Origin of the sequence: Paenibacillus sp. MMO-177, assembly GCF_037147795.1 — a bacterium.
In the GTDB taxonomy this organism is placed as follows: domain Bacteria; phylum Bacillota; class Bacilli; order Paenibacillales; family Paenibacillaceae; genus Pristimantibacillus.
Map to the genome: position 1 here is coordinate 49,082 of NZ_JBBCUR010000009.1, position 23,733 is coordinate 72,814.

General features: G+C 46.7%; 23 protein-coding genes. 5 read left to right on the top strand and 18 right to left on the bottom strand.

Annotated elements, in window-relative coordinates; genetic code table 11:
* Window positions 1–1,110, bottom strand: coding sequence for a HupE/UreJ family protein (locus WFK81_RS23855; RefSeq protein WP_336789073.1), 1,110 nt, complete (start codon window positions 1,108–1,110; stop codon window positions 1–3).
* Between the two features lie 160 nt (window positions 1,111–1,270).
* On the opposite strand from WFK81_RS23855, the gene WFK81_RS23860 reads away from it, so the two are divergent.
* Entirely contained in the window at window positions 1,271–2,524 is a 1,254-nt protein-coding gene (locus WFK81_RS23860; protein ID WP_336789075.1) for a YibE/F family protein, read from the top strand.
* Window positions 2,525–2,589: 65 nt separating this feature from the next.
* Here the strand turns inward: WFK81_RS23860 and WFK81_RS23865 are convergent, their stop codons facing one another.
* The 3 genes from WFK81_RS23865 to WFK81_RS23875 all read right to left on the bottom strand — a co-directional run bounded on the left by WFK81_RS23865 (window position 2,590) and on the right by WFK81_RS23875 (window position 4,519).
* Complete coding sequence (locus WFK81_RS23865) at window positions 2,590–2,868, bottom strand: hypothetical protein (protein ID WP_336789077.1); 279 nt, start codon at window positions 2,866–2,868, stop codon at window positions 2,590–2,592.
* A gap of 113 nt (window positions 2,869–2,981) precedes the next feature.
* Entirely contained in the window at window positions 2,982–3,725 is a 744-nt protein-coding gene (locus WFK81_RS23870; protein WP_336789079.1) for an SDR family NAD(P)-dependent oxidoreductase, read from the bottom strand.
* A 38-nt stretch (window positions 3,726–3,763) separates the two neighbouring features.
* Window positions 3,764–4,519, bottom strand: a complete 756-nt coding sequence (locus WFK81_RS23875) for an SDR family NAD(P)-dependent oxidoreductase (RefSeq protein ID WP_336789081.1) — start codon at window positions 4,517–4,519, stop codon at window positions 3,764–3,766.
* Between the two features lie 114 nt (window positions 4,520–4,633).
* On the opposite strand from WFK81_RS23875, the gene WFK81_RS23880 reads away from it, so the two are divergent.
* Window positions 4,634–5,563 carry a LysR family transcriptional regulator gene (locus tag WFK81_RS23880; protein WP_336789083.1) on the top strand — a complete coding sequence of 310 codons (930 nt, stop codon included), beginning with the start codon at window positions 4,634–4,636 and terminating at the stop codon, window positions 5,561–5,563.
* 61 nt (window positions 5,564–5,624) lie between these two features.
* Here the strand turns inward: WFK81_RS23880 and WFK81_RS23885 are convergent, their stop codons facing one another.
* Window positions 5,625–6,446 (bottom strand): (2Fe-2S)-binding protein, encoded by an 822-nt coding sequence (locus WFK81_RS23885; RefSeq protein ID WP_336789085.1) that lies wholly within the window; start codon window positions 6,444–6,446, stop codon window positions 5,625–5,627.
* Window positions 6,447–6,591: 145 nt separating this feature from the next.
* Between WFK81_RS23885 and WFK81_RS23890 the strand changes: the two genes are divergently transcribed.
* Entirely contained in the window at window positions 6,592–6,888 is a 297-nt protein-coding gene (locus WFK81_RS23890; protein ID WP_336789086.1) for a hypothetical protein, read from the top strand.
* A 38-nt stretch (window positions 6,889–6,926) separates the two neighbouring features.
* Here the strand turns inward: WFK81_RS23890 and WFK81_RS23895 are convergent, their stop codons facing one another.
* The 9 genes from WFK81_RS23895 to WFK81_RS23935 form a co-directional block, all read right to left on the bottom strand.
* On the bottom strand, window positions 6,927–7,133 hold the full coding sequence (locus tag WFK81_RS23895; protein WP_132312856.1) for a cold-shock protein: 207 nt from the start codon (window positions 7,131–7,133) through the stop codon (window positions 6,927–6,929).
* An 87-nt stretch (window positions 7,134–7,220) separates the two neighbouring features.
* Entirely contained in the window at window positions 7,221–7,421 is a 201-nt protein-coding gene (locus WFK81_RS23900; protein WP_127497351.1) for a cold-shock protein, read from the bottom strand.
* A 295-nt stretch (window positions 7,422–7,716) separates the two neighbouring features.
* Complete coding sequence (locus tag WFK81_RS23905; RefSeq protein WP_336789232.1) at window positions 7,717–8,502, bottom strand: TatD family hydrolase; 786 nt, start codon at window positions 8,500–8,502, stop codon at window positions 7,717–7,719.
* Window positions 8,503–8,510: 8 nt separating this feature from the next.
* Window positions 8,511–9,080, bottom strand: a complete 570-nt coding sequence (locus WFK81_RS23910; RefSeq protein WP_336789088.1) for an RNA 2'-phosphotransferase — start codon at window positions 9,078–9,080, stop codon at window positions 8,511–8,513.
* A 149-nt stretch (window positions 9,081–9,229) separates the two neighbouring features.
* Window positions 9,230–10,150, bottom strand: coding sequence for a DUF7638 domain-containing protein (locus WFK81_RS23915; RefSeq protein WP_336789090.1), 921 nt, complete (start codon window positions 10,148–10,150; stop codon window positions 9,230–9,232).
* A gap of 75 nt (window positions 10,151–10,225) precedes the next feature.
* Window positions 10,226–10,612 (bottom strand): 8-oxo-dGTP diphosphatase MutT, encoded by a 387-nt coding sequence (gene mutT / locus WFK81_RS23920; RefSeq protein WP_336789234.1) that lies wholly within the window; start codon window positions 10,610–10,612, stop codon window positions 10,226–10,228.
* A gap of 12 nt (window positions 10,613–10,624) precedes the next feature.
* Entirely contained in the window at window positions 10,625–13,786 is a 3,162-nt protein-coding gene (locus tag WFK81_RS23925; protein ID WP_336789092.1) for a DUF3427 domain-containing protein, read from the bottom strand.
* Window positions 13,787–13,888: 102 nt separating this feature from the next.
* Window positions 13,889–14,956 carry an HNH endonuclease gene (locus WFK81_RS23930; protein ID WP_336789094.1) on the bottom strand — a complete coding sequence of 356 codons (1,068 nt, stop codon included), beginning with the start codon at window positions 14,954–14,956 and terminating at the stop codon, window positions 13,889–13,891.
* Between the two features lie 3 nt (window positions 14,957–14,959).
* Window positions 14,960–16,540, bottom strand: coding sequence for an AAA family ATPase (locus WFK81_RS23935; RefSeq protein ID WP_336789096.1), 1,581 nt, complete (start codon window positions 16,538–16,540; stop codon window positions 14,960–14,962).
* 135 nt (window positions 16,541–16,675) lie between these two features.
* Between WFK81_RS23935 and WFK81_RS23940 the strand changes: the two genes are divergently transcribed.
* Complete coding sequence (locus WFK81_RS23940; RefSeq protein WP_336789098.1) at window positions 16,676–17,068, top strand: hypothetical protein; 393 nt, start codon at window positions 16,676–16,678, stop codon at window positions 17,066–17,068.
* Entirely contained in the window at window positions 17,035–18,990 is a 1,956-nt protein-coding gene (locus WFK81_RS23945) for an AAA family ATPase (RefSeq protein WP_336789100.1), read from the top strand. Before WFK81_RS23940 ends, WFK81_RS23945 begins: the two co-directional genes overlap by 34 nt.
* Before the next feature lie 55 nt (window positions 18,991–19,045).
* Here the strand turns inward: WFK81_RS23945 and WFK81_RS23950 are convergent, their stop codons facing one another.
* From WFK81_RS23950 to WFK81_RS23965, 4 genes are read right to left on the bottom strand one after another with little or no spacing between them, the layout of a single operon-like run.
* The gene (locus tag WFK81_RS23950) at window positions 19,046–19,879 is read right to left on the bottom strand and encodes a MurR/RpiR family transcriptional regulator (RefSeq protein ID WP_336789102.1); all 834 of its coding nucleotides are present in this window, start codon (window positions 19,877–19,879) and stop codon (window positions 19,046–19,048) included.
* Window positions 19,880–19,910: 31 nt separating this feature from the next.
* The gene (locus WFK81_RS23955) at window positions 19,911–20,672 is read right to left on the bottom strand and encodes a PHP domain-containing protein (protein ID WP_336789103.1); all 762 of its coding nucleotides are present in this window, start codon (window positions 20,670–20,672) and stop codon (window positions 19,911–19,913) included.
* Window positions 20,644–21,885 carry an ABC transporter ATP-binding protein gene (locus WFK81_RS23960; RefSeq protein ID WP_336789105.1) on the bottom strand — a complete coding sequence of 414 codons (1,242 nt, stop codon included), beginning with the start codon at window positions 21,883–21,885 and terminating at the stop codon, window positions 20,644–20,646. Before WFK81_RS23960 ends, WFK81_RS23955 begins: the two co-directional genes overlap by 29 nt.
* Before the next feature lie 2 nt (window positions 21,886–21,887).
* Window positions 21,888–23,714, bottom strand: coding sequence for an ABC transporter permease (locus WFK81_RS23965; protein WP_336789106.1), 1,827 nt, complete (start codon window positions 23,712–23,714; stop codon window positions 21,888–21,890).
* Between the last annotated feature and the right edge of the window lie 19 nt (window positions 23,715–23,733).

Below are 23,733 nucleotides of genomic sequence, written 5' to 3' on the forward strand. Positions count from 1 at the left end.
TTACAGAAAAGCACGCTGAATCAGCCAGATCAGGCCAAACACCGAGATCGTCGCCGACATCGCCGGCATCGTCCAACGGACCCGGCGGGCATAATGAATAACCGGATACAGCAGCAATACGATCATCAGCTGACCGAACTCAATGCCGACGTTAAACGTCAAGAGCGATGCCGCCATCTGTCCGCCGTCCAGCCTCATCTCCGACAGCGTGGCCGCAAAGCCGCAGCCATGGATCAGGCCAAAGCCAAAGGCCAGGAACAGGTTATGCTTGCTCGCGTTTTTGTTCAGGATACTGTTCAAGGCAACATAGATAATGCTTAGCGCGATAACCGACTCGACCAGCTTGCCCGGCAGATTAATAACGCCAAAGCCGGCCAGCAGGAGCGTTACCGTATGGGCCGCCGTAAAGGCCGTCACAACGCCAAGAATCTGCTTAATCGAACGCGCGCCGATCAATAGGCTAAGCACGAACAGGATATGGTCATAACCCGTAATGAGATGCTCGATGCCAAGAATGAAGAACTGCTTCACTGCGCGGAGCAAACTGATTCGCCCCAGCTCCACTTCCCGGTTGTTATAGTTGAGAACATAGCTTTGCTTATCGCTGCCGTCTTCCTTAAGCGCCACGGTGACATAGCTCAAATGCAATTGATCCACATCGTCATAAACGGCCTGGTAGTCAAGAACGAAATGCTCGGGCTTGTCCGGGAGACTAAAGCGAAGCTTCGCTTCCGCATAAGGCTGGTCCAGCGCTTCCGTTGCTTCAAGCGAGAGCAAGGCACCTTTGAGCGGCAGACTGTCCGCATACAAATGGATTTTACCCAGCAGGTAAGCTTCGACATCATCCTTATGAACCTTTACAAACTTTTGCAGCGCCTCCGGGCTAAAATCCCCAACATCTGGATCATTAGGCGCTGCAGCAACGCGAAGATCATACATATCGATCCGAAGATCGTAATTAACAGCCTCGTCCCCCATCCGAATATCGGAATAAGCCAAGCTGGTCCCGCTGTGCGCCCATACGGCCTGTCCCCCGCCAAGCATGGCAACGAGCAGGAACAGCCCCAGCATACTTGCCGCAAGCAGCCGGCGGATCCTCTTACGGTTCATAATCGAAATAACCTCCCGTTCAATGTCTAATCTTGTCCTATCGTATAGGTCAATTGTTAATGCAAATAGTTTATTCCTTAAATTAATTGTAAATTAATCCCTAATTAACAATCGATTATTATGATGGGGACAAGATCGAACGACACGGAGGGAATCTTCAGTGAACGTATTTTGGAGAAAAATGGCGCAGCCCCGATTTCGGACAGGCGTATTTATCGCATTGCTGATTATATTTGCGGCTTCGGTATATCAGTTTAACCGGATGGATGAATTCTCGTTTAATCAGCAGCTAGGCAGCGGCTATGAACGATACGAGAAAGCGCGAGTCGTGGAAATAACGAAGGAACAGCTGGAGAAGGATCCGAATATCGAAGGGCTGTACCGGGGTACGCAGCAGCTGAAGATTAAAATATTATCCGGAGAACACAAGGGTGAAATACTGCCGGTAACCAACTACCTCAGCACGATGTTTAACGTCCATGCGAAGGTGGGGACGAAGCTTGTCGTGAACATCTCGACAGCCGATGCCTCAAACTTCAATGTAACGGTCTATAACTATTATCGCGCGCCTTATCTCTACGGCATGATCGCAATTTTTCTGGCTATTCTATGGGCGATTGGGGGTAACAAAGGGCTGAAATCGGCCGTTGCCCTCCTCTTTACCTTCAGCAGCATCGTCTTCCTGTTCCTGCCGATGCTGTACCGCGGCTATTCGCCGATGCTCGCGGCGATAATCGTCGTCACGACGACGATTATCGCCACCCTGCTGCTGCTCGACGGCTGGAGCTCCAAGTCGCTGTCCGCCATCATCGGCACGATGATTGGCGTTATCCTGGCTGGAGGAGTAGCTACCTTAGCGGGTCATTTGCTTCATATTTCCGGATTTAATACCAATGATTCCGAGACGCTCCTCATCATTGCCGACAATACCGGCATGAAAGTCGAAGGCCTTCTCTTCGCCGGGGTTATAATAGCCGCGCTTGGAGCCATTATGGACTTAGGCATCTCCATCGCGTCTGCCGTTCATGAAGTCTATGCAACAAACCGCGAGCTTGGGCCGCGCGCCTTGTTCCTTGCCGGCATGAACGTAGGCCGCGATATGATGGGGACGATGGCAACCACCCTGATTCTCGCCTTCACAGGTTCCTCGCTTATGTCCCTGCTTGTCCTGTATGCGTACAAGGTGCCGTACGACCAGCTCGTCAATATGAACCTCGTCACCATCGAAGTGCTGCAAGGCATGACCGGCAGTATCGGCGTTATTCTCACCGCGCCTATCGTAGCCTTTGTCTCATCAAGGCTGATGCCTTATTACGACCGGATGCTGGCCCGCAAGGCTACTTCCACGGTAGAGATAGAAAAGGCCCTCCCCGTTACGGCCGTAGACAGCGAGAAAGCTGCCGTATCGCAATAACGAAAAAAAAGGCCATCTGCTCTCTAATCGGGCAGATGACCTTCCTTATTATCTAGCTCATTCCATTAGTCTTCATGCTCCGCGAAGCCGTTCTCAACAAGATAATCCATCTCCATATCGAGAATTTTCTCGACCGTCACTTCGTCCAGCTTCACGTCGCGCTGCTTCAACACATAATCAACCAGCTCATCGCTGTCGATATCGATAACCTCACCTTTGGCCGAGCTTTGCGCCTTATCGATAAAAGCCTGCTCATGCTTCAGCACGAGGCTGATTGTTGCAGCCGGAACCTTGATCTTCTCCGCCAGATAGTTCACCAATTCTTGTTCATTCAGTTCGCTCATCGTTATGACAACTCCTCGGATTTCAAATTCTTGGACTATTGTACCATCCCGGGAGTCAGATTCAAAAACCTGTCCATAAGAAAACCCCCTATCTGTATATCCGCGATTGATGATTATTGCGCCGTATAACCGCCGTCTACGGTTAGTGTCGTTCCTGTAATAAAGGATGCATCCTCGCTAGCGAGGAAGAGAACGGATTTGGCAATCTCCTCCGGCTTGCCGAGTCGGCCCATCGGATGCAGGTTAATCAAATATTGACGCGCCTCTTCGCTGCTACCTTGGATAAGCGGAGTATCAATATAGCCCGGGCAAACCGCGTTCACGCGGATGTTCTGCTGCGCATAAGCAATCGCCGTGCTTTGCGTCAGCAGCTTCACGCCGCCTTTTGCCGCCGAATAAGCCGGAATGGTGTTGCGGGCCACGTGGCTGTGGATTGAGCCGCAGTTCACGACCGCTCCGCCCGTACCCTGCTTCAGCATCTGGTCAATCGCGTACTTATCGCAGAGGAATACGCCTGTCAGATTGATATCGATCATGCGCTGCCAGTCCTTCATGGACAGCTCGTGAGTAACGCCTTGCGCGCCAATCCCGGCATTCGCGAACAGGATATCAAGCTTGCCGTATTTTTTCACCGTTGCGGCAACCATCGCTTTGACGCTTGCTTCATCCGCCACGTTTGTTTTTACGAACAAGGTATCAAAGCCTTGCTTGTTCAGCTCTTCGGATACCGCATTGCCGCGGTCCGAGAAGTCCGCGATGACAACCTTCGCGCCTTCAGCTACGAATGCGCGAACGGTCGCTTCCCCAATGCCGCTCGCTCCGCCGGTTACGATTGCTACTTTATTTTCGAAACGCATCGTTATAGCCACCTCTTATCAAAAGAATAAATAATTGCTTACCGAGCCATCGCTCCGCCGTCGATAACCATCTCAGCGCCCGTTATATAAGACGATTCGTCCGAAGCCAGGAACAGAACGAGATTCGATACCTCATCCACGTTGCCCACTCGGCCAAGCGGGGACACCGCCTGTCCAAGCGCTTCCTTGTCGCGGTGCGTCGTTGCCGCTGCATAATCAACCATGGCCGTATTAATGTACCCCGGATGAATCGAGTTGACACGTACGCCCTGCGTGGCAAATTCCATCGCTACGTCCTTCGTCATGGTCCGCACCGCGCCTTTGCTGGCACCGTACAGCACATGGTTCGGCGAACCTCCTATACCGGCGATGGAAGAAGCATTAATGACCGAACCGCGCTGCTGCTTCAGCATGACCGGAATGACATGCTTCATGCCGAGGAAGACGCTGGTCACGTTAATGTTCATCAGACGGTTCCAATCCTCCACCGTTGTATCAAACAGCGGCTTAATCACATAAATACCGGCATTATTGAACAACACGTCAATTGTTCCGAATGCTTTGACCGCCTCGTCAACAACTTGAATCCAGTTGTCCTCGCTGCCCACATCATGGCGGATCGCAAGCGCTTCGCCGCCGAGCTTTTTCACCTCATCAGCCGTCTGCTGCACGCTTGCTTCATTAATATCCGTTACGACAACCTTCGCTCCTTCTTTTGCGAAACGAAGCGCCGTTGATTTCCCAATCCCGGTACCTGCACCTGTAATAATCGCTACTTTGCCTTCCAGACGCATAACCAAGCACCATCCTTGTCTGCATATTGTGTTGCGCGAACCAAGTAATTAATTAACTTACCCTTCAAGTATAGGCCGGTTTAGTGTAATAATAAATTTAGTTAAAATTACGGTATGTTAAATAAAAATGAAGGAACGATCGCCATGAATATTGACCAGCTGGAATATATCCTGGAAGTCGCCAAGGTGAAGTCGATCTCGGCCGCTTCCAACAACCTGCATATCACGCTTCCCGCGATCAGCCAGTCCATTACCCATCTGGAGACCGAGCTAGGCGTGAAGCTGTTCACCCGCTCCCGGCATGGGACCTTCCCAACGGCAGAAGGCATCATCCTGATCGAAAAAGCCAGCGAAATTATCGAAAAAGTGCGGGAGCTGCGCGAAGAAGCGCAAAGCTTCAGCAATACGGTCAGCGGCGAGCTTCGCATCGCTACCATTCCGGGGCCGATGTCGCTGCTCGTGAAGACTATCGCGGCGTTTAAGCGCGACTATCCAAACGTGCAGGTCGTCATCGAAGAGACGAACTCGCTTGATATGCTAAACAGCATGCATCAGGATAAGATTGATCTAGGGCTTATTATTTTATACGAGGATTTGGAGACCAGCGTAAAAGACTTCGTGTTCACGAAAGTCGTCGATACCTCCATGCTGTGCTGCGTCAGCAAGAGCAGCTCGCTGGCCTTGCGGGACTTTGTCACGCCCGAGGAAATGCGCCGCTATCCGCTGGTTTTGTATAAAGAGGACTACATCGGCTGGTATGTCGACCGTCTTGCCGGGAACGTTGGACCCATGAACATCTTGTTCACCACCAACAACACGGCGGCGATCCGGCAGGCGCTGCGCGAAGAGATGGCCATTACGATAGGCGTTGACTTCACCTTCCTTAACCGCGACAACGATCCTAATCTTGCGGATTTCAAAGTGCTGGAGCTGCGCCATCCGAGCAATTCTCCCGTTCCGCTTGGCTGGGTCCGGGCGAAGAACAAGTCTCACTCGCGAATCCTTACATCGTTCACAAACCGGCTGAAGCTTCAGTTGATTTGAAGTAAAAAAGAGCATCTCCTCCGGGATAACCGGGCCGGGAGATACTCTTTTGTGTAAGAGATTAGTGCGCTGCCGCCGTGGCAAGAATTTCGCATTTTCTCGCTTCACGCTCGTCATTAGTCATACGCGGGCAAGTGTAGCATTTGCTTCCGTTCTCGCGGCGGTCGTACATGCAGCAGGAAGAAGGAATCAGCCATTGTTCCCCCTGCTTATACGGGTTCTCCACGTAGCGCGGGTTCGCGAGGTAGTACGGATTGCGTCTGCGGTTGAACAAGGCAGGATCAAGGGATTCCGCAAGCAGCTTGCCGTCCGCCAGGAATTGCTCCGTGATCTGAGGCATCTTCAGATGTTCCGCGATGAAATCCTGCGTCATCTTGAGCTGACCGCCGAATTGCTGCCAGATCGCATCCGGCTTCAAGCCGCCGGCTTCAGCGATCGCTTCAATCGCCGGCGTAACGAAATTCGTGAAATACTCCTCCCAGTGCTGGAGCAGGAAGGCTTTGCGCTCTTCGGGCTCCGTTGGCACATGGATGGAGCGGAGCTCTTTTATTTTATAGCCAAGATGGGCATGATCGCCATGCATCTCCACCTGGTAGTTTATATTATCCGGGTACATATCGAGTAACTGATTATACATGGAAACGAACAACAGCTGTACGAGGCTCGCCTTGCATAGGGAGGTTCCGATGAACGAAGCCGGCAGCGCATTCGAGATCGCCTGCACCGTCTGCCCGCTCCGCCGAAGAGCCTCTTGCAGAGTAGCCGGATCAAAAAAGCCCGTTGCCGGTATATCGTAAATCGGATGCTCCGCCCCCTCGGGCGATATATGATAATACATCTTTACGAGCGTAAAATCGAACAACGTCTCCGACCTCCGTTTCATGATTCCCCTAGGCCTCCGGCCCGACAGACGGCCTCTTTCATCCTATGTACAGAATCCTCTTATATGATAAAGATTCTCATCATTACTGTCAATTTGCCGCATAAGATCCGGCTTTTTGCCTCAAGCTGTAAAGGGGTGAATGATTATGATCTTTATCATCGGAGCAGGGCTCGCCATAGCCGCGGCTATTGTCGGCTGGATCAGCTACCGGAGCCAAATGGGCAAATCCGTATTGGGCGGTCTCGCCGCCATCGCCATCTTCCTGGCCTCCACCGTCATCGCCACGTCCGCTACCCGGACAATTATGGACAATACCGTATACATGACCGAGATCCACTCGGTGCTGGAGTCGCCGACTTTTATCATCAGCACGGGGTATTTAATGGTGTACGGCATTGCGCGGATGGTTATGGGAATTGGGGCAGGAGAAGCGCGGACATGAAAAAAGCATCTCCCGGATGAGGAGATGCTTTCGCTTTTCTATTTCTGATAGCTATAGCTCGTATTCGCTACTACGGCCAACATTCTTTCTTCCTTGATCATCGGGGATTGGCATAGGAAGCATACGGGAGCTTCGGATAGTGAGAAGTTATCCCTCATCCATCCCTTGCATTGCTCGCTCGAGCATGACCATACCACTGTTAATTCAGTAGGCAGTTCTTCAGCCGTCTTTTTCCGAGAATACATTCATATCCCTCTTTCCTCTGATCTGTAATCATAATGAAAAAAAGCCCCAAACCTTGAAGTCCGGGGCATTTTTAACGTAAGGCAATCCTACAGTTTTACAACGTTTTCCGCTTGAGGACCACGGTTGCCTTGTACGATGTTGAACTCAACGCGTTGACCTTCGTCAAGGGATTTGAAGCCTTCGCCTTGGATCGCGCTGAAGTGTACGAATACATCGTTGCCGCCTTCAACTTCGATGAAGCCAAAACCTTTCTCTGCGTTAAACCATTTCACTGTACCTTGTTCCATGTTCAATTACCACCTTATATAGGATTTACATGACATTCTTATTTTGTTCAAAAAATAAAAAATTCACATATCGTGCAGGATTATTTCCTTCGTTTAAAAAATAACCCTCTACGTTATGTGAATTCAGGTCACGTTTTTGTATAAGCTCATTATAGCACATCTAAATGGAAATAGCTAATTCCAATGGAACCCATTAGGAAAAAAATATGAATTCTGCCTGACGGCCACAAGAAATACCGCATTGCAGAAGGCTTTCGCCCCAAAAAACTACAAAAAAAATGATGCGAAGCTTCCGTTAGATGCGGAAAAAGGCTTTTGCCGTCTGCGTAGTTGCCCGAGCCACTTCATCGGCCGGTTTCCCCAAACATTCCGCCACCGCCTTTAATATATGCGGCAGGATGGCCGGTTCATTCCTTCCGTTTGCGGGCTTCTCCTTCAAGTCCCGCGGGGTCAGGAATGGCGCATCCGTCTCGATCATCAGCCGGTCCAGCGGAATCATCCGCACCAGATCCCGGAGATGCTTGCCTCTTCGCTCATCGCAAATCCAGCCCGTAATCCCGATATGGTAACCCATCTCCAGATACGCCTTCAGCTCCTGCAGCGTGCCCGTAAAGCAATGCACGACGGCATTTTTTACACCATACTCCTTCAGCATCCCGATAAAATCCGCCGACGCCTCCCGTTCATGAAGGAACATCGGCATATCCAGCTCAAGCGCCAGATGTAGCTGCTCCCCGAACCATTTCCGCTGCACGTCCCTCGGCGAGAAATCCCGGTTGTAATCCAGCCCGCACTCCCCGATCGCAACAACCTGCGGCATCGCCGCTAACTCGCGCAGCTTCGCAATTGTCTCTTCATTACAATTCTTTGCATCATGCGGATGCACGCCAGCTGTGGAATACAGCTTACCGGAATATCTCCCGGCATAACGAGCCGCGTCTACACTGTTCCTTAGGCTGGTGCCGGTGATGATAAGAGGGGTGACATGGCTCTCCGCCGCTCTGGCAACAACTTGGTCACGATCCTCATGGAAAGAACGGTGCATCAGATTCACACCAATATCTATAATGGAATTCGTCATCGTCATTGTTATCTACTCCCTTTTTCCGACTCAAAGACAAAGCAGCAGACTGCGGGAACATGGTCCGCCAGCCATACCTCGTTGCCTGCGTAATGGAAGACGATCCCCGCAGCTTTTGCACGCGATGTATTAATCTTCAGAATAACAAGCTCTCCCCTGCGGCTTCCAGCCAGCGTTGCAAAATGAGTGCCCTCCGACAAATGCACATACTGGCGGTTCATCGGATGAAGTCCCTCCATCAAGATGGAGGGCAGAGCTTTTTTATTCGTCCCGTGATAGAGAACAGCTGGCGGATCGCCAGCCGTATATTGGACTCGATCATGACTATGCCCGTATCTTGCCCGAATACGTCCATCTTCGATGGCAAAACGCTGCTTTTCCGAGTTGCGGACGACCTGCTCTATATCCTCAATTGTGATCCCAGCCCATTTCGGCTGAGCTTGTATCGCCTCTAACAGAACATGTATCCCGCAGGAACCATCCTCCGGATGAAGGCTGACCCCGAACTGTTCCGGCGTATGCCGAAGGATCTTTGTCATTAACTTGCTTAAGCTTTGCTCCATGGTCTGATTCAGCATGGCTTTCACTTCGCTTTCTGCGTAAAAATTCCAGTGATTTTATTATAACGTGTAAGTACCGCTAAAAAGCCGGATAAAATGGATAAACGGAAAGATGCCAATAAAAAAGGCCCGAATCATTAAAGATTCAGACCCCTTAGCAACACGAATTAAACTTCTCTTTTTTGATCCGGATGATAAATAATTCGAATATAATCGGAATCGCGACTGTCCATATCGCCAAGGAAAATTCGTTCATGCGCCGGGACTAATTCGTATAATTCCTTTAACCTTGCTCTTGTTTGCTCCGACGGGGACCGAAGATAAGAATAGTAGGCCTCCCTGCATTGCTCCAGTGTTGTTTGCTTACCCGTCAGCTTCTGATAGGTATCCACGAGCTCCTTGTACTTCTCATTACTATCGACGCTAAATTCCGCTTCGCCAAATGTAATCTCACCAAGGCTCTCAAAGGTAATAGTTGTCGGTTGATCAAAGCCCGTGAAGAACGTTCCATCCTGAAACAAGCCTTCTATGTCCTTGAGCTTATAATGCAATTGAAGCGCAGAGGTGTAACAAGTCACTCGCCCATCTTTATAGAAAACCAGGTTGGCCATATAGTTCTTTTTCTCATGCTTGAGAAAGATGCTAAAGCCCTCTCCCTCGACGGTCTGATAAAACGTTTCATTATTCACGTAAAAATCAATCGCTTTGGGGGAATACAATACTTTTCGCTGCTCCTGCAGCTGCTTCTCTCCTTTGGAAATCGTATAAATGTTCTCCATCATAGAATTAAGGCGTTTAACTATTTTTTTCACATGCCGATAATAACTCGCCTTATTAAACAGCCACCTAGCGGACTGCACTTTGTATGCGCCTAATCCATGAATGGAGAGGGATTCCCCCACCGGGACCTGAGGTACGATCCACTGACTATTGAGTTTGTCCTTCAGACCAGACAGATCAACCAGCTCCCAGCCATTAATCATCCCATCCTCATATACATCAAGGTTGACATAGTGGTAATGGTAGTTATAAATAATGCCCGGAATCCTGGTTCCTTCTATGATTCGTTGCCTGCTAATCTTCTGCATCGCTATTCTTCACCTGCTTTTTTCTTGTTCCGCTCTTAAGATGAACTATTCATATGAGGGAACTAAACCTCCATGCTACTTCCCTACTTTCAGCATCTCAACAAACGGGATATCCGCCGGAGCAAACGTAAACTCCCCGAGTTCGGCAGCAGTGATCCAATGGTACTCATCATGATCAACCAGCATGATCTCACCACTGACAAAAGTCGCTTTATAAGCGATCAGCCTAATGTGAGTTGCCCCATAGTGATGATCATTAACTCCGAAATAAGCATATGGATTAATCTCGATATGCATCTCCTCGAGCAACTCTCTTTTCAGACAAGCCTCAGCCGTTTCGCCTGCTTCAATCTTGCCGCCAGGAAACTCCCACATCCCCGCTTGAGACTTTCCCTGCTTCCTTCTTGCGATCAGAATCTGACCTTGTCCATTCTCAATAATAGCTGCCGCAACCTCGATCATGTCATTCACGTCCTAAACAATCGCTTTATTCGCTGCTGGCACGAGGGCTGGCGGCATTTCTGTCTTGAGCCTCCACACGAAGCTCATTGGTTTGTTGCCTTCATGTCTGACGTACTCCGCCTCACCTAGGAAAATAAACGGAGACGTGTAGTTATTCTCTTCCTTGTATTCCCGAACAAACAAAGCAATACGAGTCCCGAGCTGACGATGATGAATATATCTTTGCGCGGTTTTCGACTCTTCCGACGTACGGCTCTGCGTTTGCCAATGGAACAACCGCTCGTTAATCGCATAATCCTCATAAAGCGTAGACGGCGAAAAATCTTTATCCGACTTATTTAACGTGATGAAGAAAATATCCGTTTCTTTATCGTCGAAATATTTGACCCCTTCGCGGAAAGCCGGCGACTTCGCCTCATTCCAATAACCAAACGCGGCCAGCACTTGATCCGTCGAATAGCTGCAATGCACATCCAGCGGACAAGCATAAGGAAAAGCATTCGACTCATCTACGAAGCTAATATGCGACTCATTATATTGCAAAATCTCCAGCAACTCATCACGGAACTGTGGACAGGCCACAATGGAACGAATGCCATGCTCGATGCTATCGAAGCCATTCTTCTTAGGCTCAGACCGGTAAAACGTATAGTAGAAAAGATTCAGCATTAGCTGCTCTTCTTCGGTACTTGCTTGTTTTTCGCCCGAGAGATAAGCGATGAGGAACCTCAACAATTTCCGGGAATTGAGGCTTAGAAGAGCTGGAACTCGCTTCGTTAAATAATCGCCATTTTCGAACTCGAATGGTTCAAGAAGCTCCGCTTCCACCATCAGTCCTCGGAAAGTACGGTTACCCGACCGGCCTCCGTAGAGCTCATAAATGCTCATGCCGTGATAACGCAGGAAATTCGTTAGGGTAAGCTTTTGCCCCGAATCGCCCTCAAAATACTTCATCTTATGAATGAGACTTCGACGATTATTGGTTGCTTGCTTCAGGTTCCGCAGGATGTAGTCGCGAGCAACCTTCTCCAGCTGAATAAAGCTACCTCTAGGCAGACTCGAAAAGCCATGCTCCACATAGTGCTGGACGGAATGCTTGGTTTTGCCGAGCAGCGCCCGCAGCTTGTCGTGGAAGTTATAATCCTTATGAGCTTGTCCGATAAAATCGAGGACGGTCAGGCATTCTTTTCCCTCGGATAAGCGTAGTCCCCGGCCCAATTGCTGCAGGAACACGGTCAAGCTCTCCGTTGGGCGAAGGAACAGCACCGTATTCACCTCTGGAATATCCACGCCTTCGTTGTACAGATCAACAACAAAGATCATCTTAATCTCGCCGCGAACCAGCCTGCCCTTCACTTGATCCCGATCCTCATCGCTGGAGCCGCCATGCAGGGCAATCGAAGGAATGCCAGCTTCATTAAATACCTTGGCCATATAGAGCGCATGCTCAACGCCAACGCAGAATCCGAGCCCTTTGACCTCATCCAGGTCGGTCACATACTTCTTCAAGCTATTGAGAATTTGCGTCGCCCGGATTTTGTTGTTCGTAAACAGATTTTCCAGCTCGGACTGATCATATCCCCGTCTGGTCCACTTCACCTGCGAGAGATCCACATGATCACTCACACCAAAATACTGAAATGGACATAACAGCTTCCGATCAATGGCATCGGTCAGCCGGATCTCGGCTGCAATCGTATCGTCGAAGTAGCGCAGCACATCCTTGCCATCCATCCGCTCAGGCGTAGCAGTTAGTCCAAGCAGGATTTGAGGCTGATAATGCGCGAGCAGCTTCTGATAAGAAGGTGCTGCCGCATGGTGGAATTCGTCGACGATAACGAAATCGTAATAGTCATGAGTAGTGATTTCCGTAAGCTTCATTGAGTTGAGGCTTTGAATGCTTATAAACAGATGATCAAGCGCCTTCGCTTGATTGCCGCCAACATGAAGCTCACCAAAGTTCAAATCCTTTAGGATAAAACGGAACGTGTCCAAGCTCTGTTTCAGGATCTCTTCGCGATGAGCCACAAACAGAAGCCGCGCACGTTGCGTGTTCCGCTGAGCAAAGCGTCGATAGTCAAAAGCCGAAATGACCGTTTTTCCAACGCCAGTTGCGGCCACAAGCAAGTTCTTATGCCTGCCGTATAACGTCCGCTCCGCCTCCAACTTTTCAAGTATCTCCTTCTGATAATCGTAAGGCTGGATACTAAACTTGAAGAATAGGGCATCTGGGGCTTGATCTTTGGAGTGATTTTTGCCTAATGCTTGTTTGAGTTGCTCCTCATGGGCAGGGTTGTCCACTGAGAATTCTGAAAACTCTCGGTCATTCCAATAGCTCTCAAAGGTTGCTTCAATCTTTTTGAGGACATCGTAAGAATCCTTCTCTGTCACCTTCAAGTTCCATTCCAGGCCACTTGTAAGAGCAGGGTTGGAAAGATTCGAAGAACCCACATAGGCCGTCGTAAAGCCGGTGTCCCGCTTGAAAACATACGCCTTCGCATGAAGCCTCGTCCGAGTGGAGTCATAGGAGATTTTGATCTCCGTATTCGGCAGCTTACTCAGCTCCATAATGGCCTTGAAGTCTGTTGCTTCCATATATGTAGTCGTGATAACCCGCAGTTGCCCGCCTCTAGCCGTAAACTGCTCAAGCTGCTCGATCATGCAACGAAGGCCACTCCATTTGATGAAGGAAACCAGGAACTCGATACGATCTGAAGTAAGGATTTCATGCTTGAGTTCACTGAGCATGTTCGGCTCAGCATGGGAGCCAGTGAAAAGGGAGCTCTGCGACAGAGGAGTCGTCGGACGAAGCACCTTCTCTTCCTTAACCGCACGAATAGAGTTGAGCTTCGCATAAACATAGGTCAACACTTCCCCTTGTTCAGCGAGCTGCAACTCTTCAAAGTCTTGCTGGTCTAATGCGTTTTTGAGGGTGGAAATAATGTCGTTACAAGCGCGGACCTGAGCTAGTACGGCTTCTTCGTCTGTGTCGGAGTTCTCTCGCACAGCCTTTAAGGCCCGGCGTGTAACGGTAGCGATATAGTTAGACAGCAGCTTGCGTGCTTCTTCTGGATCGAGAGTCTCTTTGCCAATGTCATAAGAAGAGGTGTCCAGTAAAGTTAGCTGCTGTAAGGTTACGTTGTTGATGAGTTGTTCGTAGAGACCTTGTTTCATGGGGACACCTCTAACTTTATAGTATGTTCCAAACTTATATTAAAATAAAATTTAATAATAATACTTTTCCTTCATTAGGAGCATCCTATTGTACCGAAAAAATTATTTGTTGAATGTCTGTTTTGCTCCGTTGAATTGAGCTTCTATATACTCAACATCGCTCTGATAGTCTTCATTTTCAAGAATTTGGCGGACGTAATCATTTTTGAGCTTAGAGCCATCTACAGCTCTTTTTAGGTTCAAGTTGTTAATTATAGAATCATGAAAATATTTTTTCACACTAGTTTCAATATCTCCACGAGAAACTGCTCTAGCTTGGGCTATTCCGCTTAATTCAGCTATAGCCTTTTTTCTTATTTCAGATCTATAATCATGTAACTCTGCTATCATGTTTAATTCGTATCTATTTTTAATATTAAATAGATCTAAAAAATTGCTTATTTTTGTATTCATTAATTTTGAAGTATTAGGATCTATGATTGTGTTAATCTCGTACTTATCCGTATCAGAATCATCTACCATAAATTTAATATGAGACGACACATCTTCATAATATGGATGTGCTATTGGGAGTATTATATTTTCCCCCTTAATAACCTCATTGCATGCTTTACAAGCAACGATTAGATTATCAGGGTAAATCGATAATACTGGATATACAGCCTTTGGTAAAAAGTGATCTACCGATACTATATCTTTATTTATTTTTGTTATATCACAATAAGGACAAACCTGATTTAATGACATCATAGCTCTAAACTTGCTTAAAGAACTTGGAGATTGAAATAATGTATTGTTAAAAGTTTTATATCCCAATAAACTCTCATAGAAAAATATAAATATTTTTTTAAAATCTTCATTAGACTCTTCAGTTAATTTAGTATTGCCTCTCCATTTACCATTGAGAAGTGACTTATATCTACTAACATTCCATCCGTATTCTTTACATAAATCAACAGGACAATCTTTTAACTTGTAGATATTTTCCAACAAACTCCCTCTTTTGATAAATGAACGAGCGTTGGGGTTAATTAAATATATATTAGCTTCTAACTCTGAAATCGTATAATCTGAATTAGCTCTAAAGGATCTTCTCATAGCCTTTAAAATATCACACATAAAACTATGATACGGTTTAAGGTAATATATATTTTCAGTAACTTTATACATAGACTATTCTCTACTCTTTCCTGCTTCATATAGTTTTTTTATTTTTAGAAACAGATCGAATTTAGTTGGACTATCCCCTAACTCATCATATAACTCTATAGCTGTATCAAGGTCTTCTTTTGCTAGCGCATTAAGAATTTGTTTTTCATAACTTTCAAGAACTGTACCTTCTTTTTCTTGAACATTAAATACTTTTTTTAAAATATCCTCAACATCAAGACCTAAAGTCCTCTCTTCAATATTGCTTTGTTTAACTAATGGTCCCTCTCTTCTCAACAAAACGATTCCCTCATTTGGAATATCTGAAACAATTAATGGTGCATGAGTTGCAATAATTACATGACAACTCACGTCAATAATATCTTTTAATATCTGTATATAACTATTTATCCATCTTGGATGTAAATGTGTTTCTGGTTCGTCTATTAATAGTAGTGAGTTATTAGTTACTGAGGTGGCAATTTCCACTAATCGTAAGAATAAACTCAATTCTCCCGAACTCCATAGTGATAATGGAACCAAATCTTGCGTTTCTTGCGATACAAACCATAGATCATTTATTACATATTTATTAAATAGCATAATAAATTGTAAATCTTTATAAAACTCTAACTTACCTTCAAAATATTTAAAAAGAAGACTTGAATGAACTAATCTTTGGTCACTTCCTTTATAATACGAATTTATGGTCTCAAAATTGGCTCTTGAAAAGAGTTTTATTTTCTGTAGTATATACACAAATTCAATATAAACGTGTTTAAGTTGCTCATGTGTAAACTTAGATTTGCTTCCTTTATTGTTGGCAGCGTTCCATATATCCATATAGTAATATACTGAATTTCTCTTAGTCCTTAAAGTTCTAGAATCTAGTGAATCTATATAATTTAATATATTTCCTTCAAACTCAACTAATTTAACTCCAGCATCTAAGCTAATATCAAGATCTGCTATTATTCCTTCTAGAATTTCATCATAATCCCCACTCTGCAGACTATTACTAAAAGTCTCCAAGGTAGATCTCGAAAGTATAGATTCATTAAATTCAACGAAATATTGATCGGGAGTATAACCTATGTAATTAACGATATCGTAAATTTTTTTTGTTTCTCCTTCATTTTCTAAAATATATTTACCTATTATAGTTTTTAATTTACTAATCCCCATTTCTGAATAAATTATGGGGCACAATGTTACTTTAGATTTTTTTGCTTGTTTATAAACTTTCTCAACTGGAGTATAAGAAGAGATAATTAATTTACTTGGTAATTTGTCGGGATCACTATATAAAGTAAGCTTATAATCAGCCCCCGTTAAATGATCATTATCAAACTCATACATCATATATGAATCAACCATTTTATTTCTTTCTGCAGATTTAGATAATAAGTTAACAATTGATTGTAATATTGTGGTTTTTGCGGTTCCATTCTCGCCAATTAATACAGATAAATTAAAGTGTAAATTGTTAACTTTATTGAATTTAAGTTTAAAATTATTTAGTTTTTTATATTTCTCAATTTTTATCTCTTTTATGAACATTAATATCCCCCATAATAAGATATAACAACCATCAAACTCCGCCATAATAATACTTCACACATTCTAAACCTCAACATATTCTTACAAAAAAGATCACGATTGTAAAGGAAAAAGGTCCCACTTTGTCGAAAGCGGTATGACATTAAGTTTCAACAAATCGATAACAAAGGGTGAATCTATGTGATAAAAAAAATTGTAAGTATTAAAAACACCGGAAAATTTAAAGCCTGCACTCCTAAAGGAGATATTCAATTCAATAAACTAAGCATACTTTATTCTGAAAATGGACGTGGTAAGACTACTCTCTCTAATATTTTTAGGTCTCTAAGTGAGCAAGACCCTCAATTAGTTATAGGAAGAAAGACATTGGGAAGTAATGGTGGACAAAGCATTGATATTCTTACTGATAAAGGTCTCATTAAATATAAAGATAATCAGTGGTCAAACAAGACGGATTTTGAGTTTGAGATATTTGACTCTCTATTTGTAAGTCAGAATGTTTATTCAAGACATATAGTGGAACATGATCAAAAAAAAAATTGTATCTCTTTACAATTGGAAAACAAGGGGTAACTCTTGCAGAAGAATTATTCAAATGTGATGAGGATTTAAAAAAAGAAAATGGTTTGAAAAAGTTAATCGAAAAAGAATTACTTTCGGGCGTAACCGGAGTTCTTTCTACTACTGATTTTATGAAACTCCCAGTTAAAGAAAATATTAATGATGAAATTCTTCTTAATGAACAGGCATTACGTGCATCTGATAAAGATATTGAGATTAAAGGAAAATCCCTACTATTAAAACTCGAACTACCTATAATTGATAAAAATAAACTAGAAAGCATTCTGCTAGGAACTGGTATTGGACATGCTATTAATAATGCAGCGGATTTAACAAGAAAATATATAGTAAATAAGCTAGATCATAATGGAGAAAAATGGATTGAATATGGCATGAACAAAATAGTAGACGAGACATGCCCATTTTGTAATCAAGATATTCAAGGTCTAGAAATAATAAACGCATTCAAAACCTATTTTAGTGAAGAATATAAGAAAACGATTAGAACCATTGATGCCATGGAAGTTGGTTTTACTCAAAAATTTAGCAATGATGTTATATTTAATTTTCAGAAGAACATTGCTACTAATATTGAACTACTCACATTCTGGAAACAGTATGTAATAATTGATGATACAATGAGTTTAGCTTTTGATGAGGTAATCTCGGTATGGAATGAACTTACTGCTGAAATTAAACTAGCAATTAATACAAAGAAAATGTCGCCGCTAGAGGAACTACTAATTTCAGAAGAGCTAAATTCCATTATTGACGGCTATCTAGCTGCATTAGAAAAACTCAAGGACTACAATGATAAAATCGATCGTACAAATCAGAAAATTGAAGAAAGAAAAGCAACTATTAATCACTTAAAGGCACAGGATATTAAAAGCCGATTAAATTACTTAATGAACACTAAATTACGGCATAGTGATGAAAAGAAGGCTATAATTGATAAATATCAATCGCAGGAACTATTAATAAAGAAAATTGAGAATCACAAGAAAAAGCTCAGAGCCCAGTTAGATACATATACCAGAGATATATTTGCTAAATACGAAGTTCGAATAAACCATCATTTAAAAAACTGCGGGGCGAGCTTTAAAATATCAGATTATAAATCAAGCTTCCAAGGAGGTAAACCTAGTAGTAATTTCTCGTTGCTAATTAATAACGTAGAAGTTAACTTAGGAAATGAGAAGTCTCCTTTAACTACTCCTACATTTAGTAACACTTTAAGCGAGGGTGACAAAAGTAGTCTTGCATTTGCGTTTTTTCTCGCCAAACTTGAATCTGATACGGAAATAGATAAAAAGGTTGTCATTTTCGATGATCCAATTTCAAGTTTAGACAACCATAGAAAAAGTCATACTGCAGACCAAGTCATGAAATTTTCACAAATGGCAAAACAAGTAATCGTACTAACACACGATACCTTCTTCGCAAGAGTACTCTGGGGCAAGTTTGCTGACAAGAGAACTCTTTTAACTCAGCTATGTATAAGAAGAGATGGGATACAGGATAGTACAATTGACATCTGGGATATTGAAGAAGCAACAAAATCTGATTATTATCAAAGCTTCTTTACCTTAGCTGATTTCTTAGAGGGAAAAGCTAATATGAATTATCGTGCTGTTGCAATGTGTATTAGACCCTTGTTAGAAGGCAACTTACGAATTAGATTTCCACGTCATTTTAAGAGTACGGAGTGGTTGGGAGGTTTTATTGAAAAAGTAAGATCCGCAACTGAAGAACCTCTTATACAAATGCAGTTTCAGTTATCAGAGCTTGAAGAAATTAATGATTATAGCAAAAAATTTCACCATGACCAGAACCCCTTTGCTGATAGTGAACCTATAAATGATGCTGAGTTAATGACTTATGTTGAACGCACCCTTCAAGCTGTTAGAGGTCTGCATAATGCTGTAGTATAAAAATACTACCGAGAAGCTGGCTGCTTTAATAGCCAGCTTCTTTTACTTTTTAAAATCAAACCCGCTTCGGCAACAATTTCGCATACTTCCTCCTCAACCGATGCAGCTCCTCACCCCCAGCAAGCGCAGCTTGCTCTCTTTCTTTCCCTACCGCGACAATCAACGCCTCGATGACGGCGATCGGAGCCACCATCGAGTGGAACTCCCAGAGCTGGCCGCGGGCGGTGAAGAGGGAGATGTCGGCTTTAGCGAGCATGGGGCTGACGGCGAGGTCGGTGATGAGCAGGGTACGGCAGCCGCGTTCGCGGGCGAAGTCGAGAAGCACGGCCATCTCCGGGGATTCGGAGACGAAGCCGAAGATGACGATCACGTCCTCCGGACGGATCGGTACCAAACTCTCGAACAGCTCGTGACCGCCACGGTCCAGGCGGCGGACGTCGGCGCCAAACCGCGATAAGCGGAAGTCCATTAACGCGGTTAAGCATTCGGCGGAGCCGGGACCGTAGATGTGGACGGTACCCGCTCCCACGAGCATCCCTGCTGCCGCGTCAAACGCCGTCTGATCCAAGCGGTCAGCCGTCTGCTCAATATATCCTGCCACGCCCAGCACATTAGTTGCCGCACTGCAGTCGCCTTCCATTTTCTCAAAGGCAGATTGCAGCTTCCGAGCAGGAGAAAGCAGCGCCTCGTCCTTGACGCGCTGCTTGAATTCCTTCAGGTTCTTCGAGCCAACCTCGGCCCAGAAGCGAGAGACGGTGGAGACGCTCACGCCGCATGCCGCTGCGATATCTTCTTCTATCATGAACGGTACATCGTCCATGTTCTTGCTTATATAATCCGCGATCCGCTGGTGACCGCGAGTGAGCTTTGCATGTTCAAATTGCATCATAAGCACCGATTCTCCCCCCGTCTGCACCCTGTTAGACTACAACTTCGACTTTCTTCTTCAGCAGCTTCTTCACGTAATTCGCCGCGCGCACTTGCAGATCGAGGCTTGGCGAAATCACACGCTTGTAAGCCCCAGAACGGATCGCTTCCTTTAGTTCTGCTACGGTCTCGAAATCTCCCTCGAACTGGTTGTATACACAGCCCACCTGAAACATTTGGTGCGCGTCGCTTCCCGCAATAACCGGTACGCCAAGCTCGGCGCCAAGCGTCAGAACCTTCGCAATATTTTCCTGGATGCCGATCTCATGCAGGTCTTTGCCGTTCAGGTCGAACGCATCGAACCGCTTCAGCAGCTCCTTGTCGATATGGTAGAGATGATTGGATTCGCGGAACGGATGTCCGCCGATGACCATCAGGCCGCGCGGGTGGCACAGCTCGAACAAGCGCTCCAATCCGATAAAACGGTCCGCTGTCAGGTGATCCTCCAGCACGGTGCGCACTTCGAGCAGCTTATCCTTTGGTCCGCTGACGAGGATATGGCCGCCTTCGGCTACGTCGACTTCCATGCCGGTAAACAGCTTGAAGCCGTCGACATTGTAATAGTGGTTGTTGCAAGGATACATCTTATCGAGCGTTCCGTATACGTCCTCGAAGCGGTACGTGTTGAAATGCTCGGTCAGCGTAATGGCATCAAGTCCATGTGCTTTCGCTTCATTGATCATGCTATTAAAATGTTCAATCTCAAAGTTGGTTTTCTTCGAAAGTTTAACGTGAATATGAAAGTCGATCTTCATGAGTGGATTCCCCCGGTTCATTGTTGTGTGCTGCATATTGTAATTCCATTCGGATACCTGTCTTCTTATCGTAAGCATTCATCTGCTCTTGGCGGAGTACCGCGTATAAAGTGGTGCCTGGCTCGTATTCAGACTCGCCAATGACGCGGGCCATCAAAGACATGCCTGCGGCGTCCAGTTGGACAAGCGTCTCCGCACCGGACGGGAATACCGCCGACACGGACATGGCGATGCTTCCCGGACGGCGTTCCTCGTACAGCCGGATATCTTCCGGCCTGATCGTAAGCACCACTTCCTGCCCATCCTCCATTTTTACGCCTCGCTTGAGGTGTGAAGAATCGGGGAGGCTGATATCACTCGCGAGTTGAGGAGGTTTGGAGTAGCTGTCACCAGCAAGAGGAATCAACACCACCGGCGTCTCCAGCCAGCATAGCCCTTCCTCATCTGTACGGACAACTCCCTCTAACCGGTTCATCTGCATCCCCGCACTTCCGATAAACTCGGCGACTTGAAGCGTTTTTGGACGCTTATAGAGCTCCCGAGGTTTATCCAGCTGGACGATCCGTCCGCCGAAAAAGACCGCAATCTGCGTCGATAACGTCATCGCTTCATGCTGGTCATGCGTGACGTAGATAACCGTCGTGTTCAGCTCCTGATGAAGCCGCTTCAGCTCGGCGCGCATCTCGACGCGCAGCTTGGCATCGAGATTCGACAACGGCTCGTCGAGCAGGAGAATGTCCGGCTCGGTGACGATGGCGCGGGCGATGGCGACGCGCTGCTGCTGGCCGCCGGACAGCTCGCTTGGGTAGCGCCCGGCAAGCTCGGCGATGCGCATTTTGCCTAGCGCCGCTTCTACTTTTTCGCGTACAACTGCCTTCGCCAGCTTCCGAACCTGAAGGCCGAAGGCGACATTTTCGTACACGGTCATATGCGGCCATAACGCATAGCTCTGGAAGACCAGGCTCAGCCTGCGCTTCGACGGCTCCATATGGAACTGCGTCTCGCCGTTTGCGACTTCGCGTCCGCTGATCGTGATGGTTCCCGCATTGGCCTTCTGGAGACCGGCGATGGTGCGGAGCAGCGTTGTTTTGCCGCAGCCGGAAGGCCCGAGGAACGTCATGAAGTCCCCTTGCTTAATCGTTAATTCAATATCTTGAAGAACCTGCTTCCCATCCAATGCGACATGGATGCCCTGCAGCTCGATTGCGTTCATGGTTATTGCCCTCCAATCCCTTGCGTCAGATCGGCCTTGCCGAACTTAACCGCAAGGAAATATACCGTAATGACGATCGCGATAATGATCATCAGAATAACGTTCGTCAGCTGCTCATAGCCCTTCTCGGCATAATAGAAGGTAATGGTCGTCAGCGTCTCCGTGCGCGGAGTGATCAGCATAATGATGAGCTCCATCTCCTTCATCGCCCCGATAAACACGAGGAGAAACGCCGACACTAAGCTTTTTCGGTTAAGCGGCAGCAAAATCCTCCGAAACCGCGTAAGCCAGGAAGCCCCGCTGATCTGCGCCGCTTCCTCCAGCTCCTTGCCGATCTGCATCATGGAGGCGCTGCCCGCTTTGACGGTGAACGGCAGTTCTTTTACGACAGTAATTAGAATCAAGAGCGTAATCGTCCCGTACAGAGCCGGAATGAATAAGGTTGGCTTCGCAAACATGGAGATGTAGATCGCGGCAAGCGAGATGCCCGGAATAAGGTACGGCAGAAAAGATACCTGATCCACCATCCGCCCGATCCACGACTGCCTGCCTCTAGCAACAACGTAGCCCAAGATAAGGCCGATCACAGCCGCAATGACGGAGGCGACCCCCGCGATGTACAGGGAGTTTTTCAGCGCAAGCATAAAAATATCGTTTTGCAAGACGCCCTTCTCACCGGTGTTGATGTTCGGATCGGAGCCGCCCCACCAGTAATGCGTAGTGAAGTTGCTAAGCGAATAGACACCTTCCTTCAGCATAAAAGACTGGAACAGCAGCACGAGCAGCGGCACCACGGAGATCAGAATCATCACAACCGCCGCCGTCCCCGCTGCCGGATATCTCCAGCGTCCAAGGGAGGCCAGCGTTCTGGCGCTGTCTTTGCCCGTTACGGTGACGAAGCTTTTTCTCCGCCCCACTACCCGTTGGTTCAGGTAAATCGTCAGCATCGAGATCAACATCAGCGTTAGACTAAGCACATTGGCTTCGGTCGTCAGCCGTGAGCGCATGCTGGAATAGAGCATGGTTGAGATCATATAGAAGTTCACTGGCGTGCCGAGCAAGGCCGGAACCCCATAGGAGCTGATTGCCTTCGTGAAAATCAGGATAAAACCGGACAAAATCGACGGCAGCACCAGCGGAAACACAATCCGCCGCAGAATCGTCCACCGAGCCGCCCCTGTCACGCTTGCCGCCTCTTCGAGCTGACTGTTCATCGAGCTAAGCGCCGCCCCAACAATGAGGAAGAAGAACACGCTGTCGTGAATCGACAGGGATACCACGATCGGCACAAAGCCGTAGGACAGCCAGTCCGGCGGAGACACATGGAAGAGGGCCTCCATAATGCCGGGCGTTCCGCCGATTTTGCCGTTTTTGAAGAAGGTGAGCCACGCCTGCGAGATAATCCAGGACGGGAGCAGATACGGGATGACGGCCAGGAAGGCGATCGTCTTTTTCCAAGGAACGTCCGTCCGCACGACCAGCCACGCCAGTCCGCACCCGATCAGCATCGACAGCGCCGAGACGGCGAAGCCAACGCCAAGCGAATTAAGAATTGGCTTGTAAAACAAATTCATGCTCATATCGCTCGCCAGCACGCGGGTCCAATGGTACAGCGTGAAATGCCCCGGGTTCGCTTCCCCCGTCAGACGGGCATCCTGCTGCCTCCATAAGAAGGTCGTATACAGAATTTTCAGGACCGGCCAGAGAACCGTATACGCCAGGAAGAGCAGGGCCGCCAGCCCAATCAGATGAATGGGGCTCCTCAGCCAGTTGAATAGCCCGTTATAGAACCGCGTGTTTCTTACGGTTAGCGCCGTTTTATTCGCCAATTCTCTCTCCACCTTGCTT

What these genes read in the sequence shown, in the direction of transcription:
- WFK81_RS23855 (WP_336789073.1), bottom strand. Translation starts at nt 1,110, where the DNA reads ATGAACCGTAAGAGGATCCGCCGGCTGCTTGCGGCAAGTATGCTGGGG.
- WFK81_RS23865 (WP_336789077.1), bottom strand. Translation starts at nt 2,868, where the DNA reads ATGAGCGAACTGAATGAACAAGAATTGGTGAACTATCTGGCGGAGAAG.
- WFK81_RS23870 (WP_336789079.1), bottom strand. Translation starts at nt 3,725, where the DNA reads ATGCGTTTCGAAAATAAAGTAGCAATCGTAACCGGCGGAGCGAGCGGC.
- WFK81_RS23875 (WP_336789081.1), bottom strand. Translation starts at nt 4,519, where the DNA reads ATGCGTCTGGAAGGCAAAGTAGCGATTATTACAGGTGCAGGTACCGGG.
- WFK81_RS23880 (WP_336789083.1), top strand. Translation starts at nt 4,634, where the DNA reads ATGTTAAATAAAAATGAAGGAACGATCGCCATGAATATTGACCAGCTG.
- WFK81_RS23885 (WP_336789085.1), bottom strand. Translation starts at nt 6,446, where the DNA reads ATGAAACGGAGGTCGGAGACGTTGTTCGATTTTACGCTCGTAAAGATG.
- WFK81_RS23890 (WP_336789086.1), top strand. Translation starts at nt 6,592, where the DNA reads ATGATCTTTATCATCGGAGCAGGGCTCGCCATAGCCGCGGCTATTGTC.
- WFK81_RS23895 (WP_132312856.1), bottom strand. Translation starts at nt 7,133, where the DNA reads ATGTATTCTCGGAAAAAGACGGCTGAAGAACTGCCTACTGAATTAACA.
- WFK81_RS23900 (WP_127497351.1), bottom strand. Translation starts at nt 7,421, where the DNA reads ATGGAACAAGGTACAGTGAAATGGTTTAACGCAGAGAAAGGTTTTGGC.
- WFK81_RS23905 (WP_336789232.1), bottom strand. Translation starts at nt 8,502, where the DNA reads ATGACGAATTCCATTATAGATATTGGTGTGAATCTGATGCACCGTTCT.
- WFK81_RS23910 (WP_336789088.1), bottom strand. Translation starts at nt 9,080, where the DNA reads ATGCTGAATCAGACCATGGAGCAAAGCTTAAGCAAGTTAATGACAAAG.
- WFK81_RS23915 (WP_336789090.1), bottom strand. Translation starts at nt 10,150, where the DNA reads ATGCAGAAGATTAGCAGGCAACGAATCATAGAAGGAACCAGGATTCCG.
- mutT (WP_336789234.1), bottom strand. Translation starts at nt 10,612, where the DNA reads ATGATCGAGGTTGCGGCAGCTATTATTGAGAATGGACAAGGTCAGATT.
- WFK81_RS23925 (WP_336789092.1), bottom strand. Translation starts at nt 13,786, where the DNA reads ATGAAACAAGGTCTCTACGAACAACTCATCAACAACGTAACCTTACAG.
- WFK81_RS23930 (WP_336789094.1), bottom strand. Translation starts at nt 14,956, where the DNA reads ATGTATAAAGTTACTGAAAATATATATTACCTTAAACCGTATCATAGT.
- WFK81_RS23935 (WP_336789096.1), bottom strand. Translation starts at nt 16,540, where the DNA reads ATGGCGGAGTTTGATGGTTGTTATATCTTATTATGGGGGATATTAATG.
- WFK81_RS23950 (WP_336789102.1), bottom strand. Translation starts at nt 19,879, where the DNA reads ATGATGCAATTTGAACATGCAAAGCTCACTCGCGGTCACCAGCGGATC.
- WFK81_RS23955 (WP_336789103.1), bottom strand. Translation starts at nt 20,672, where the DNA reads ATGAAGATCGACTTTCATATTCACGTTAAACTTTCGAAGAAAACCAAC.
- WFK81_RS23960 (WP_336789105.1), bottom strand. Translation starts at nt 21,885, where the DNA reads ATGAACGCAATCGAGCTGCAGGGCATCCATGTCGCATTGGATGGGAAG.